Origin of the sequence: Yeosuana aromativorans (assembly GCF_014646655.1) — a bacterium.
In the GTDB taxonomy this organism is placed as follows: Bacteria; Bacteroidota; Bacteroidia; order Flavobacteriales; family Flavobacteriaceae; genus Yeosuana; species Yeosuana aromativorans.
Genome location: NZ_BMNR01000004.1, coordinates 111,741 through 127,215 on the forward strand (window position 1 = coordinate 111,741; position 15,475 = coordinate 127,215).

The 15,475-nt window shown below is 35.9% G+C and carries 12 protein-coding genes; 3 read left to right on the forward strand and 9 right to left on the reverse strand.

Annotated features, from left to right (window positions below; all coding sequences use genetic code 11):
- Nucleotides 1–10: 10 nt before the first annotated feature.
- Nucleotides 11–1,387 carry an MATE family efflux transporter gene (locus IEW94_RS09590; RefSeq protein WP_188652406.1) on the reverse strand — a complete coding sequence of 459 codons (1,377 nt, stop codon included), beginning with the start codon at nucleotides 1,385–1,387 and terminating at the stop codon, nucleotides 11–13.
- A gap of 346 nt (nucleotides 1,388–1,733) precedes the next feature.
- On the opposite strand from IEW94_RS09590, the gene IEW94_RS09595 reads away from it, so the two are divergent.
- Entirely contained in the window at nucleotides 1,734–2,666 is a 933-nt protein-coding gene (locus IEW94_RS09595) for a TolB-like translocation protein (protein WP_188652408.1), read from the forward strand.
- Between the two features lie 8 nt (nucleotides 2,667–2,674).
- Here IEW94_RS09595 and IEW94_RS09600 read toward each other — a convergent pair whose 3' ends face one another.
- From IEW94_RS09600 to mnmA, 3 genes are read right to left on the reverse strand one after another with little or no spacing between them, the layout of a single operon-like run.
- A complete protein-coding gene (locus IEW94_RS09600) occupies nucleotides 2,675–3,616 on the reverse strand; it encodes an NAD(P)H-dependent flavin oxidoreductase (protein WP_188652410.1) in 942 nt (313 codons plus the stop codon).
- Nucleotides 3,617–5,245, reverse strand: a complete 1,629-nt coding sequence (locus tag IEW94_RS09605; protein ID WP_188652412.1) for a S8 family serine peptidase — start codon at nucleotides 5,243–5,245, stop codon at nucleotides 3,617–3,619.
- 25 nt (nucleotides 5,246–5,270) lie between these two features.
- Nucleotides 5,271–6,458, reverse strand: a complete 1,188-nt coding sequence (gene mnmA, locus IEW94_RS09610) for a tRNA 2-thiouridine(34) synthase MnmA (protein WP_188652414.1) — start codon at nucleotides 6,456–6,458, stop codon at nucleotides 5,271–5,273.
- A 198-nt stretch (nucleotides 6,459–6,656) separates the two neighbouring features.
- Between mnmA and IEW94_RS09615 the strand changes: the two genes are divergently transcribed.
- Nucleotides 6,657–8,048, forward strand: a complete 1,392-nt coding sequence (locus IEW94_RS09615; protein WP_229669500.1) for a fasciclin domain-containing protein — start codon at nucleotides 6,657–6,659, stop codon at nucleotides 8,046–8,048.
- 123 nt (nucleotides 8,049–8,171) lie between these two features.
- Here the strand turns inward: IEW94_RS09615 and IEW94_RS09620 are convergent, their stop codons facing one another.
- The 3 genes from IEW94_RS09620 to pyrG all read right to left on the reverse strand — a co-directional run bounded on the left by IEW94_RS09620 (nucleotide 8,172) and on the right by pyrG (nucleotide 12,602).
- Nucleotides 8,172–8,870: a toxin-antitoxin system YwqK family antitoxin gene (locus IEW94_RS09620; RefSeq protein ID WP_188652418.1), complete on the reverse strand. Its 699-nt coding sequence runs from the start codon at nucleotides 8,868–8,870 to the stop codon at nucleotides 8,172–8,174.
- Between the two features lie 65 nt (nucleotides 8,871–8,935).
- A complete protein-coding gene (gene yidC, locus IEW94_RS09625) occupies nucleotides 8,936–10,834 on the reverse strand; it encodes a membrane protein insertase YidC (RefSeq protein WP_188652419.1) in 1,899 nt (632 codons plus the stop codon).
- Between the two features lie 127 nt (nucleotides 10,835–10,961).
- Nucleotides 10,962–12,602 carry a CTP synthase gene (pyrG, locus tag IEW94_RS09630; protein WP_188652422.1) on the reverse strand — a complete coding sequence of 547 codons (1,641 nt, stop codon included), beginning with the start codon at nucleotides 12,600–12,602 and terminating at the stop codon, nucleotides 10,962–10,964.
- A gap of 205 nt (nucleotides 12,603–12,807) precedes the next feature.
- Between pyrG and IEW94_RS09635 the strand changes: the two genes are divergently transcribed.
- Entirely contained in the window at nucleotides 12,808–13,167 is a 360-nt protein-coding gene (locus IEW94_RS09635) for a hypothetical protein (RefSeq protein WP_188652424.1), read from the forward strand.
- Nucleotides 13,168–13,227: 60 nt separating this feature from the next.
- Here the strand turns inward: IEW94_RS09635 and IEW94_RS09640 are convergent, their stop codons facing one another.
- On the reverse strand, nucleotides 13,228–13,461 hold the full coding sequence (locus tag IEW94_RS09640; RefSeq protein ID WP_188652426.1) for a DUF3820 family protein: 234 nt from the start codon (nucleotides 13,459–13,461) through the stop codon (nucleotides 13,228–13,230).
- A gap of 5 nt (nucleotides 13,462–13,466) precedes the next feature.
- Nucleotides 13,467–15,422 carry a LysM peptidoglycan-binding domain-containing protein gene (locus IEW94_RS09645; RefSeq protein WP_188652428.1) on the reverse strand — a complete coding sequence of 652 codons (1,956 nt, stop codon included), beginning with the start codon at nucleotides 15,420–15,422 and terminating at the stop codon, nucleotides 13,467–13,469.
- Nucleotides 15,423–15,475 lie beyond the last annotated feature (53 nt).

Consider the following 15,475-nt stretch of genomic DNA (forward strand, 5'->3'; position numbering starts at 1 on the left):
GCTGTGAATTCTAGTTATTTGACAAAATTAACTTTTTAGTCAGATAATTAAACCGAATATACAATAAAATTGCTGCTGTTGTCAATCCGGCCAATAACCCGAGCCAAATACCAAAACTGCCATACGCATCTTCTTTTCCTAAAAACCAACTTACCGGAAATCCAACAAGCCAATACGAAATAAACGTTATCAATGTTGGTATTTTTACATCTTGAAGACCTCGCAATGCTCCTAGCATAATTACCTGAACACTATCACTAATTTGAAAAATGGCCGCCGCAATAAGTAGTTTTGAAGCAATACTTACCACTTCGGTGTTATCAACAAGATTTTTGAAATCTTTGAAATCCACATATAATTTAGGCAATTGATTTTTAAATGAAAAGAACAGAATCGCAAAACTTATGGCAAACAATATTCCGAATAAAAATATTGAAAAAGCAATGCGCCGCAGTTCAAAATACTTTTGTAAACCTTTCTGGTTTCCAACCCTAATCATGGCAGCAACACTTAACCCCATAGCCACCATAAACGTCATGGACGATAAATTCAAGGCAATTTGATTGGCTGCCTGCGGATTTTTCCCCAACGTTCCGCTTAGCCAAATAGCAGCTGTAAAAATAGCAACCTCAAAAAACATTTGCATAGCACTTGGCATCCCAAGATTGATAATTTTTTTTAGCATCAAGGTATCCAATACAAAGATTTTAATATGAGTGACAAATGCTTTTGATTTTTCTTTTCCTTTAAGCAAATACCAAATAAACCAAACCATGATAAACCGAGAAGCCAAGGTTCCATAAGCAGCTCCAACAATGCCTAGTTCTGGAAATCCAAATTTCCCAAATATCAACACATAATTCAAAACAACATTCGCAATGTTTCCCAATAGCGTAGCATACATTGGGTATCTGGTCATGGACATACCATCGCTAAATTGCTTAAATGCCTGAAAAACAATCAAGGGTATTAATGAAAATGCCACCAAATCAAGATACGGAATAGCTAAGGCAACCACTTCATCTGGTTGTTTCATATAGTACATAAGTGGTTTAGCGAAAAACACCAATAAAAACAATAAAACACCAAGAACGGTACATAAAAACAAGCCATGTTTAAACGCCGATTTCCCTGACTTAAAGTTTTGCTCTGCATCTGCTTCTGCGGTCAATGGTGTAATGGCTGTTGAAAACCCAATCCCCAAGGACATGGCTATAAACATAAAACTGTTCCCTAAAGAAACTGCGGCCAATTCAGCTGTACCTAACTGACCAACCATAACATTATCAACAAAACTCACAAACGAATGCCCTAACATACCTAACATCACTGGTGCTGCCAATTGCCAGTTATATTTAAATTCTTTTGTGTAGTCTTTTAATTGCATCTGGCAAAAGTAATCTTTAGTGTTAGTTTTTGCGAATTTTAGGAATACTGATTTTAAAAATTTATTGCATTCAAAATACGGTTGTTGATAAGTATCAATAAGTTACTTACTGTCAGCCATTTATTTTTATTAATTTTGAAAACTCCCCGTAAGAATTATCAATTAATAATATATATATATATAGAAACATTTAGCTTTTATTTTAAGGGATTAAAAATAATTATAGGCATAAGGTTTCAATATTAAAAAGGGGAAACATTTTTCCCCTTTTTGTTTGTCACAATATTAACATTCCATTTATAATTCAACAACTTCATAATATGTATATTGCATAAAACAATGTGATATGAAACTGGTGTTATTTGTCTTTGTTTGTTGTGGTTTGTTTGGTTTTTCCCAACAAACCACAGAACCTTTTTTAGCAAATATTGTTAAGCAATTTCCAAATGTTCGCGATACTGCCATATCTCCCAATGGCAATGAAATTCTCTTTTCTGCTCAGAGTGTCATGGGAAATACCTCAGCAATTATTACTGTTACAAAAAATGGGAATACATGGAACCCACCTCAAGTAGCTTCATTTTCCGGTCAATTTTTTGATATTGAACCGTTTTTTTCAACAGACGGATTAACCTTGTATTTTGCATCAAACAGACCATTAGAACCAACCGGTAAAACTGTAAAAGATTTTGACATTTGGTACGTAAAACGATCTTCTATGGATGATACATGGTCTGAACCTATTAATATGGGAAGTCCCATCAACACTAAAAATGATGAATTTTATCCATGTATTACCAATAATAGAAACCTCTATTTCACTATGGACAACCCCCAAACAAACACAAAGGACGATATTTATATCAGTGAATATCGTAACGGTAACTATTCTCCCCCAAAACCTTTGGATGATTCCATTAATTCCAATGGTTACGAATTTAATGCCTTTATAGCATCAGATGAATTGTTTATGGTTTACACCTGTTATAATCGGGAAGATGGCTTGGGCAGTGGCAATTTATATATCAGCTATAAAACAGATACCGGTTGGAGTCAAGTAAAAAATCTTGGCAACAGCGTCAATTCTGACAAAATGGATTATTGTCCTTTTATTGACACCAAATCTAATACTCTATACTTTACAAGTAAAAGAGACCATTCAAAAACCAATTTTGAAAACCCACAAAGTATAGAAGAATTATTAAAGGAATTTGATAAATATGATAATGGTTCCAGTAGGTTGTATCAAGTTGAATTAGGGAATTTCCTTAAAAAGTGAATTTATAATTACAGCGTTGCAATCTTCTTTTTAGCCTTTTCAAACTCTATCATCATATCTGAAACAATTTGAGCAACGGGTTTTATATCATGAATCAATCCGGATATTTGCCCTATTTCCAATTCACCTTCTTCTAAATCTCCTTCAAACATACCCTTTTTGGCTCGGGCTCTACCCAATAATGCTTGCAATTCTTCTACTGTTGTCCCTTTTTTATAAAGCTCTTGAACATCGTTATAAAATTTGTTTTTTATCAAACGTACTGGTGCCAATTCCTTTAAGGTCAATTGGGTATCCCCTTCTTTAGCTTCAACCACTGCCTTTTTAAAAGCTTCATGCGATGATGCTTCTTTACTGGCCACAAAACGGGTTCCCACTTGCACACCATCGGCTCCCAAAACCATAGCCGCTAACATGGCTTGGCCAGTAGCAATACCTCCAGCAGCAATCAATGGAATACTAATCTGCTCTTTAACCATAGGGATCAAAGTGAAGGTGGTAGTTTCATCGCGACCATTATGGCCACCAGCTTCAAAACCTTCGGCCACTAAGGCATCAACCCCCGCTTCTTGAGCCTTTAAAGCAAACTTAACACTACTAACCACATGAACCACAGTAATACCCTGTTCTTTCAACCAAGACGTCCATGTTTTTGGATTTCCAGCCGACGTAAATACAATCTTTACCCCTTCTTCCACAATAATATCCATAATCTCTTGGATATTGGGATACAACATCGGCACATTTACACCAAATGGTTTTGATGTTGCTTTTTTACATTTTTGAATATGTTCCCGTAACACTTCTGGGTACATAGAACCAGCACCTATTAAACCCAATATTCCGGCATTGCTGGACGCAGAAGCTAACCTCCAACCACTGTTCCAAACCATACCGGCTTGAATGATTGGATATTGTATATTGAACAATTGCGTGATTCTATTGGCCATTTACTGTTTTATGATTTTGAAGGATTTAATTGAATCTTTGGACACTATTTTAGCCATATACATTCCGTTTGAAACCCTAGACAAATCAAGTTGATGATTAGTATGGTTTATAATGGTATGCAAAACCTGTTTCCCAAGGATATCAAAAACAGTTACATCCAATTGGCTTTGGTTAGTCGGAAATTTAATGTAAATGCGATTTGATGTTGGATTGGGGAATAGCTTTATGCCATCTGTCTTATTAATAACATCATTAGAGGATAACGCCGTGTTTAAAGCTACTTGCAAATCTGGAATTCCATAACCTAGCTTGTAACTAGGCAAAATATATTTTGATGCCGATTCTCTGACCAATTGCATAATCTCTCCGTTAGTTTTATCTGGCAATGCTTGCCACAAACAAACCAAACCACCAGCCATAATAGGCGAACTAAAAGACGTTCCATTAGCCGTTCCAATAACATCATTTTCATTAATGACATAACTAGCAAGTCCTTGAGCAACAACATCAGGTTTTATTGTAGGTTGAATGCTACTTCCAACAGAACTAAAATAGGCATAGTCACCATTAGCATCAACTGCTCCAATAGAAAACACATATTCAGAATCAGCTGGCGCATTCACGCCTGCATTCCCCTCATTACCGGCAGAATTAACTATCAACAACCCTTTTTCATAAGCTATGTTGGCGCCTCGAGTGATATAAGTTGTCAATCCATCAAAATCTGAAGCTGCATAATTGTAATTCGTGTTATTATAAAAACTACCATACCCTAAAGAAGAATTAATGACATCAACACCCAGACTATCGGCACGCTCGGCCGCCTCAACCCAATAGCTCTCCTCAACAGGATTTTCGTTTTCTACACCTCCCACTATTCTAGCATCTTCAGTAATAAACAAATAATAGTCTGCATCAGGAGCGGTGCCTACATATTGATTATCAACATAACCTGACATGGTGCTTAAAACCATGGTACCATGATTACTTGCTGTATTGGTGTACACATCGGGATCCCTATTTACAAAATCATATGTTCCCAATATGTGACCCATATCTCTTAATCTTTGAAATGACGTCATGCTATTCACATTTGGAAATCCTGCATCAAGAACAGCTACTGTCATACCTATTCCCGTATAATTTGCCAAATGCAATTGGTCGCCTTTAATCATTTGTATTTGATTGGCCGAATTGCCGTAGTTAAAAGTTGTAAAAGTCTCTTGGAATTTTGATTGCTGTTTTTGTTGGGCTTGTTTTCCAGTATTCAAACTTTTATCAGCAAAATCAATGGAACTCACAAATACCAAACCTGACAAGGCATTAATATTAGCTTCGCTTCCTCTTACATGAACCGCATTAAGCCATTTTGACTTAGCCATTACGGTAATGCCTGTCTGTGCTTTCAATTGGGTTATATAGGCTTCATTAACAGGGACATCGCGTTCATCAATGACAACTCCATGGGCATTTTTTCTGTCAATGGCTTTTTGAGTAAGAAATGTTATGGGGTTTGCCAACGAATAGACATCAGTTTGCTTGTCAGTAAAATATACCCAAGCGTCCTGGTCTTGAGAAAAACAAGATAGTGATAGAAATACAACAACTAGTGACAGAATTGTTCTCATAGCAACACAATTAAGGTATTGCAATTTATGAAATTACTCCAGAACCAACTAATTCGTCCTCTAAATACCAAGCTACAAACTGACCTTCTGTAATGGCAGACTGCGGATTGTCAAATTCTACATACAATCCTGACTCCACTTTATAGAGAGTTGCTTTTTGTAATGGCTGACGATACCGGATTCTAGCCAGAACTGGCATGGTTTCATCAGGATTTAAAGCCAAGTCTTCACGTATCCAATGCAGTTCCTCATTCTTAACAAATAAAGCCTTTTTATACAATCCTGGATGTTGTTTACCTTCGCCGGTATATATGACATTCTCTACCACATCCGTTTCAATTACAAATAACGGCTCTGTATGACCGCCTACAGCCAATCCCTTTCGTTGGCCTTTTGTGAAATAATGAGCCCCTTGATGGGTTCCTACAACTTTACCGTCTTCAACGTGATAATCAAGTTTTCTGGAAAGAAATTCCAAACGTTCCTGATTGGTATTAAAATTAGGCTCTTCTGTAGTATATATGATATTTTCTTTAGGAATCTCAACTATTTTACCAGCTTTTGGTTTTAACTGCTGTTGCAAAAAATCGGGCAATTTCACTTTCCCTATAAAACAGAGTCCCTGTGAATCTTTCTTTTCAGCAGTTACTAAATCCTGCTCAGTGGCAATTTTTCTAACTTCTGGCTTGGTCAATTCACCAATTGGGAATAAAGATTTTGCTAATTGGTCTTGGGATAATTGGCATAAAAAATAAGACTGATCCTTGTTGGCATCAACTCCAGCTAGCAATTGATAGGTTTTTGTTTCGTTAGATTCAATCACACCTTTTCTGCAATAGTGGCCTGTTGCGACATAATCGGCTCCCAATTCCATGGCAATTTTCATAAAGATATCAAATTTGATTTCTCTATTACAAAGTACATCAGGATTAGGGGTTCTACCGTTTTCGTATTCCTTGAACATATAGTCGACAATACGCTCTTTATATTGCTCGCTTAAATCAATTGTTTGAAATGGAATACCTAATTTATCGGCAACCAACATGGCATCATTACTGTCATCCAACCAAGGGCATTCATTTGAAATGGTCACGGAATCATCGTGCCAGTTTTTCATGAACAGCCCTATGACCTCATAGCCCTGCTGCTTTAACAAATAAGCCGCAACGCTAGAATCAACACCTCCCGAAAGTCCAACAATAACTCGTTCCATAGTTGTAAAAAAATAGAATGCAAAGATACAATTTATAAGACTAAAAATCTGTAAGCATCCAAGACAAAAATCAACTCATAAGAATATTCTGTTTAACAATCAATTAAATCTATTAAACATTTTATTTTTTGTTTAACTTTTTTATATTTTTGTTAAACAAATCAATAAATAAGTAATCACATGAAAACATTCCCAAAATTGAAAACATTACTAATTCTAACATTAGTATTAGTTACTACATGGTCTTGTAACAATGACGATGACCCAGTTACCATGCCACAACCTCAAACTATAACAGATATAGCGTCTGCGACTCCCGAGTTAAGTAGTTTGGTTGCAGCATTAACTAAAGCCAATTTGGCAACTACATTGAGTGAACCAGGTTCTTACACCGTATTCGCACCAACAAATGATGCTTTTACAACGTTCCTAAACGCCAACGGCTTTGCGTCGCTAGATGATGTGCCTGTTGATGTCTTGACACAGGTATTATTGAATCATGTAATTGTAGGTCAATTTAATTCAATTATCATAAGTACCGGATACATGAAAACTTTAGCAACGCAATCCGGAACCGATTTAAATTTAAGCATGTTTATTGATACATCAGACGGTGTTACCTTAAATGGTGTTTCACATGTAACAACTTCGGACATATATGCCACTAATGGAGTTATTCACATTGTAGATGCCGTTATTGGTTTACCAACAGTTGTTGACCATGCCTTAGCGAATCCTAATTTTTCAAGCCTTGTTGCGGCTTTGAGTACTGCAGATGGAAACCTTGTGTCTGTGTTAAGTGGAGCTGGACCTTTTACAGTATTAGCTCCTGACAATGATGCATTTACAGCATTTTTAAATGGAACAGCATTGGCTGATGTGCCAACAGATGCTTTGGCAAATATTTTACTGAACCATGTTCTTGGTGGTGTTGTAACTTCTACTAATTTAGTTGATGCTGGATCAGGATACACCAACACGTTAGCAACAGGCCCCAATATGAACAACTTAAGTTTATATTACAATACTTCTAGTGGTGTTATGTTTAATGGTGTATCAACTGTTACAGCAGCCGATATTGTTGCAAGCAACGGAATTATTCATGCAATTGATACAGTTATTGACATCCCTACAGTAGTAACCTTTGCTGTGGCTGACCCAAATTTTTCAACTTTGGTTTCTGCCCTAACAACACTTACACCAGCAACTGATTTTGCAAGTATATTAAGTAGGAACATGGATGGCAATGGAGATGGAATTAATCCTCCCTTTACAGTATTCGCTCCTACAAATGATGCTTTTGCAGCTCTAGCTTCAGTTCCAGACGAACCTGTTTTAACACAAGTATTATTGCACCATGTAGTTGGCGGTGCAAACGTAACCTCAAGTGATTTAACACCAAATGGAAATACGGTAGCACCCACATTACAAGGACAAAACCTAACCATCACATTACCTGGAACCAATGGTAATATTGCTGATGTGACAGATGGTGCCGGTAATTCAGATATTGGAATTATAGCCGTAGATGTTCAAGCAGGAAATGGTGTGATACACGTCATCAATAAAGTAGCATTACCATCTATATAAATTTAATTAGTAGTTTGATATAAATAGTTTTAGTTTGGTTTGTTTATTTAGGTATTGATTACCTAAATGTTAAAAGGCTCTTTAAGTTAAAGAGCCTTTTCGTTTCATTATATTGAACACCTTTTAATCCTTTTTAATGTGATGGCCTGGATTTGTAAAATCTTTTGTATCTACTAATTTGCCGTTCTCATAATAGTTCCATATACCGTGTTTTTCATCTTTTTTATAGGAACCCTCTACCAATAATTCTCCTTTAGAATTATAGAATTTTGCTGGACCATCCAACATTCCGTTAACGTAGGTGTATTCTTTTAAAACAACATTATCTTCTGTGTACCAAATAGAATTGCCATCCAACTTTCCGTGTTTGTAATGTTGCTTTTCAGCTATTTGTCCGTTTTCATAATACACAAAACGGTCGCCATCAAGATTACCGTTTTCGTCATAATTTTCTAAGGTTAGTAGCTTCTTGTTTGTTTTCTGATAATACTTCCACTCGCCTATATACGTTTTACCGTCCATCACACCTTCACTAACAACCTTTCCAGTTGATGTGAAAAAAGTAACGTAGGCTTTATGATCCGTGTCATTAAATTGTTTTGTAGCTGTTAATGATGCTTTACCGTCTATATTTTTATAGAATTTGAATAATCCCGTTTCCTTTCCATGGTTAAACTGCCCTTCATATCGTAGAACTTTGGTACCCTCAAAATATTTTTTCCAAATGCCATTGCGTTTACCATTGGTGTCCAATTGATTGATATTTTGTGCCGATACAGTTGTAACGAAACATAAAATGAATACTTGCAATAAATTTTTCATATGTTAAATAACGATAACTTAGTATTGAAATTGTATAAAAAAAGCTGCCAATTGGCAGCTTTTAATTATTTACGTTTTTGTGCTTGTTTTTGTTTTTCTGCCTGTTCCATCATCTCTTTCATTTTTTTCTGGAACTTATTTTGTTTTTTAGGCTTTTTCTTGTTTTCCTGGATTTTTGCATGGATTTTATCCTCATCAATGATGTAATTCTTAATAACCAACATAATTCCAATGGTAATCATGTTTGAAACAAAATAATACAAACTCAATCCTGATGCATAATTATTGAAGAAAAACAACATCATCAATGGTGAAAAATACATCATGTATTTCATCATTTTACTCATATCTGGCATACCTTCCTGTGTAGGTTGCGATGCCATTTGTTGTCCTGTAGTCATTTGCATGTAAAAGAAAATAGCTACTGAGGCCAGTATAGGAAACAAACTCACGTGATCTCCATAAAACGGCACGTGAAACGGAAGTTTTGCAATGGTATCATATGATGATAAATCTTCTGCCCACAAAAAACTCTTTTGTCTCAAATCAAATGCTGATGGGAAAAACTGGAACAACGCATAAAATACCGGCAATTGAACCAATGCCGGCAAACAACCAGCCATAGGGCTCGCTCCCGCCTTACTATATAATGCCATGGTTTCTTGTTGTTTTTTCATGGCGTTGTCTTTGTATTTCTCATTGATTTCGGCAATCTCCGGTTTCAATACCTTCATTTTGGCTTGGGACACATATGATTTGTACGTTACAGGAGACATCACGATTCTTACCAAAATGGTCATAAAAACAATAGCCAATCCGTAAGGCAAAAAGGAACTTAAAAATCCAAACAACGGAATAAATACATAGCGGTTAATCCATCCAAAAATACCCCAGCCCAATGGCACTACCTCATCAAGGTTTCTGTCATAGGCATTAAGTACTTTATAATCGGTTGGCCCAAAATACCAATCCATGTTTTTGTTGATTTCGCCTCCATTTAATTCCAAAGGCAATTTAGCGGCAAATGATTTGGTATAGACCGTATCAATTTCTTCGTCTTTAATAAGGTTAACCGATTTTAACTCGGCTGTTTTAAACGGCGTATCCGTTAATAAAATAGAGGTGAAAAAGTGCTGCTTAAACGCTACATAAGTTACGTCATCAACTGTTTTTTCTGAATCTGAACGCTGTCCCAAATTGTTGTCTTTGCCACCCTCATATTCATAAATCAAATCCGTGTAACGGTTTTCATAAGACACACTTTTGGCGTGACGATAGGTTTTTATTTTCCAATCTAAATCAATGGCATGCGAACTGTTTATGACATCACTCAAACCTTGGGAGCGGATTGCAAAATCCATCATGTAATCATCTTTCTTGATCTCATAACGGTACTCCAAAAATTTGGTTTCAGACACTTTTAGTTTCATGGAAACAATGGTGTTATCACCATTTTTGGTCACGGTTGGTGCAAAGTATAAATCTTGGGTGTTTAAAATTCGGTTATCAGTTGTTCCAAAATTGATGTTAAATGCAGCGTTGTTATCCTTAATGATGTAAACGGGAACCGAATCATAGTTAACGAACTTCTTTAATTTAACTTCTGAAAGATATCCGCCTTTATTACTGAATGTCAATTTCAACAAATCGGTTTCAACAACAGTTTCTTGATCTGTGGCCGAAGGTAATGTAGAAGCGTAAGCAAAAGCACCTAATTTACTTTTCAATTCAGCTATTTGAGTAGAATCTGATGCGGCTTGCACTGAAAAATCTTCTGAAGTGGTTACCTTTGTTTGTGGATCTTCTGTTGCTTGCTGTTCTTTAGCAACTTCTTCTTGTTTGGCTTTTTCTTGTGCCGCTATCTCTTCTGGTGTTGGTTTGTTTTGCCAAAGCATGTATAGCAATATTGCAAAAATAAGTACAAACCCTATGATTGAATTGATATCTAATTTTTTTTCTTCCATTTTAATCAAAAATTTCTCCTTTTATTAAAAGAAGATTATGAGGTGGTTATAATTCTTTAAATTTTCATTGTTACTCTAGACAATATGAATGCGTAAGCACATTGGTTAATCAAAAAGCCAACCAAGTTTAATTTTGTGACACACTGGCACCTTTTTTATTGTTTTTACATTTTAAAGCTGCTTTTACAAATGCCACAAACAAAGGGTGTGGATTAGCAACTGTACTACTGTATTCTGGATGATATTGAACCCCAATAAACCATGGATGGCTTGGTATTTCAACAATTTCAACCAATCCAGTGTCTGGATTTAATCCAGTAGCAACCATACCTGCAGCTTCAATTTGCTCTCTGTAATCACTGTTAAATTCGTAACGGTGTCTATGACGTTCTTTAATGCTCTTGGCTTTATATATATCGTGAACGGCACTTCCCATTTTTAGATCACAAGCCCATGCACCTAGACGCATGGTGCCACCTTTATCTGTAATGGCTTTTTGCTCTTCCATTAAATCTATTACCGGGTTTTTGGTTCCCATGTCCATCTCAGTAGAGTTGGCATCTTTAAGATTCAAGACATTTCTAGCAAACTCAATCACGGCCATTTGCATACCTAAACAAATTCCAAAAAATGGGATATTATTTTCGCGCACATATTTAACAGCTGTTATTTTACCTTCTATGCCACGTTCTCCAAATCCTGGCGCTACAACAATACCATCTAAATGCGATAGCATGACTTTAATATTATCCTCATTCAAATATTCAGAATGAATGGATTCTATTGTAACCTTTACTTCGTTTTCTGCTCCGGCATGAATAAACGATTCCAATATGGATTTATAGGAATCCTGTAGTTCTACATATTTTCCTATTAACCCAATGGTCACTTCGGTTTTCGGATTTTTATGTCGGTTTAAAAAATGGTTCCATTGTGTGATGTCAGGTACTGAGCTTTCCAAAGCCAATTTCTTTAAAACCACTTTGTCCAATCCTTGTTCTAACATCAAATTGGGTACATCATAAATGGTAGAAGCATCAATGGACTGAATGACCGCTTCTTCACGTACGTTACAGAACAACGCTAGTTTACGGCGTAAATCATGTGGCAAATCATACTCTGTTCTACAGACCAAAACATCAGCTTGTACGCCACTTTCCATAAGCGTTTTCACACTGTGCTGAGTAGGTTTGGTTTTCAGTTCTCCAGCTGCTGCCAAATAAGGTACCAAGGTTAAATGAATAACAATAGCGTTATTTTCACCTAAATCCCATTTTAACTGACGCACGGCCTCAATGTATGGCAAGGATTCTATATCACCAACCGTTCCGCCTATTTCAGTAATCACGATATCATAATCGCCAGAATTGCCCAAAAGCTGAACACGGCGTTTAATTTCATCGGTAATATGCGGCACCACTTGTACCGTTTTACCCAAAAACTCACCACGGCGTTCTTTTTCAATCACGCTTTGGTAAATGCGACCAGTTGTGACATTGTTAGCCTGACTGGTTGGCACGTTTAAAAAACGTTCATAATGTCCTAAATCCAAATCGGTTTCAGCACCATCCTCTGTAACATAACATTCGCCATGTTCATAAGGGTTTAAAGTGCCTGGATCCACATTGATATACGGATCTAGTTTTTGAATGGTGATTTTATAGCCTTGTGCTTGAAGTAATTTTGCAAGGGATGCCGCGATAATCCCTTTTCCAAGAGATGACGTTACACCGCCCGTTACAAATATGTATTTTGTTGTATGTGCCATATTGCGTTTATAAACGCAGGCAAATTTACAAAATTAAACCACTTATTAAAGCATTTGCCTGTTAATTAAAGAGTAATTATAAACAATGATTAGAGATATAAATGCCAACGAAACACCTTGGTTTTGTCAGAAAAAAAAGATAACTTCGTTTACATGTGCTGAACTTGTCTCAGTAACATTAAATATAATTAACTTTTGCTGAGCAATGGAACTATTTAAAAAAAACAGATATTACATAAAACTGTTTCTAAACCGAGTTGAAATAAAGGATTTGACTAATGGGAAATCAATCTCTGAAAAATCAAAAGTAGATTTCAATAATGATCGAATATTAGTTGCGGAGTTTGAAAAAGCTGAAAACTTTATCAAAAAAGTTTTCACTAGCAATAAACTTTCAACAAGAAACTCTGTTGGAATTATTCAGCAAATGGAAATGAGTGAGAATGGACTTTCAGAAGTAGAAAAAAGAATACTTATTGAATTGTTCTCTAGAATTGGAATTAATGAAATTCACATTGATCAAAGTTTGACTAATTTATCAGAAAAAAAACTAGCCGAATATTAAAATAACTTAATGTGGTATCAGCCATAAAATATAGCTCACAATTAAACCAAAATACACTTTCTACCTAGGGTATTGCTTTTTAATATTCCGAATCAACGCTTCCAAGCCATTTAATTTCAGTTCATAAACCGTTTGTAGCATATCGCCTAATTTCCCTTTGGGGAATCCTTTATTATGGTACCATACCACATAATATTCGGGCAAGTCTATTAAAAACCGGTCTTTATATTTGCCAAAAGGCATTTTGGTATGTGCCAAATCAATCAAAAACTGTTTGTCTGGCTGTAATAGCATAGCAATTAGTTAGCTTGAACCGCTTCTTGTGGAGCAACCTCTACAATCCGTAAATCTTGGTACTTCACCAAGTACACTGTGTCATTATAATAGCCGCCAAACAACTTCTTTTTGTATCCAAACTTGTTTTCAACATACTCTGTCAGTGGGCTTTCAATAACCGATTTATACAAATTATCTGATGATACCAATCGCAAGACCACATCCATGGTCAAGTCAAATCCTCTAATTGCTGGCTTATTGGGCGTTACATGATAAATCTCTTCGTATTTTTTAATAAATGAATCCGTGCCAACAGTGTTGTTGGTTTTAGACATGGTTGCAAAGGTAAATTGCAGATTTGATAAATGCTCGTTGGAAATCTCATCACCTTCAAATGCCGCGTTCATATTGGTTGTAGCTAGAATAATATCAATTTTCGGCTTATGCTCTTCCAGATTTTCCGTTTGTATGGATGAATTTAAAATACTGGTAACATTGGATGCAAACCCCTCATTTTGGGTCTCCAAAAACACCATGTTCAAACCTGGTTTCAATACATTCTTAATATCATCAACCAACACGTAATTTTCATCTTCACCATCTTTGTTTTTTCTAGAATACACTTGTCTGGCATTGGGAAATTCCTGTTTCAATTGGCTGGCCACACTGGCATTTTTACTATCTGATATGATAATAATGTTTTTTACATCTGCCACGGATTTCACATACTCAATAATCTTGTTTTTTAACAAATCTGCTGATGGACGTGATTGAAATACATTATCATATAGATTGAGATTTTCGCCAATGGGTGAAACAATAGGAACGTTGTATGAACGCAATTCTGACGAAGCTTTTTCAAAATCTTTTGATGTTAAGGGCCCGATAACCGCATCAACATCTTTAAAATTATGCTCTTTGATAATGCTTTCCACTTCACTCACTTGGTGCTTGGTATCATACACATCCACTTTAAGTGAAATACCTAAAGACCTTAATGAGTCAATGGCCATTAAAATACCCGAGTGAAAATCCAACGAAGTATTTAAGTACGGATCTTTTTTGATACTTTCCTTGGTTCCTGAGATGGAGTCAAAGTCAACATGATCTAAACGGAATGGCAACATAACCGCAATATGCTTTGATGAGAAATCACTGATACTATCTGCCAAATTAATTGCATTAGAGCGAGTTTCTTCTGAACCAATGGCCTCATTGTAAGGAATCTTCAAAATCATACCAACCTTTAAACCGCTTTCCTTTAAGCCCGGATTTAAAGCTTCAAGTTGGTCTTGTTCTAAACCCAATTTAAGTTTTAAACGATAAAACCCTTCTTTGGGCAATACCTTGTAATAGCTATATTGATCATCAAATACGTTTTCTTTTTCCTTATGGATATTGGGCACATTTATAATTTGCCCTTCTTGCAATACCTCACCCATGTCTGGATTCAAGGATTCCAATTCCGCCACTGAGATTCCAAATTTATAAGCTATACGCCATTTGCCTTCTTTTGGCAACACAGTATAGGGTTTTGTTAATGAGGCCGTTTCAACGTTTTTTGTGGTTTCAAAAATCGGAATTTGGAGTTTATCACCTTTTTGGAGTGTATTGGCATACAAAAAGGTATTGTATTTTTTTATGTCGTCTACAGTCACATTGTATTCCTTAGCTAAACTATAGAGCGTTTCTTTTCTACTGGTTCTGTGTTTTTTAAACCCTTTTAATTCCTTTGTAATGGTGACTTTGGGCTCAACATCAATTTTAGGCTTAGGTATGATTAACAATGAATTTGGTTTTAAACCTTTCTTAGCGTCTGGGTTTAGGGCATAAATATCAAACGGTGTTACAGAATACTGTTTGGAAATACTTTCAATGGTCTCACCTTCTTTTACTTTATGGGTTTTGTAATTTTGCGCTTTAGCGGTAGTGATGCTAAAAAGAATTGTTAAACATACAACGGAAAAGAATTTAATCATGTAATCTATTTTTTATTGCGTTAAGTCTAAACTTATCAGATTAAGAATATGCT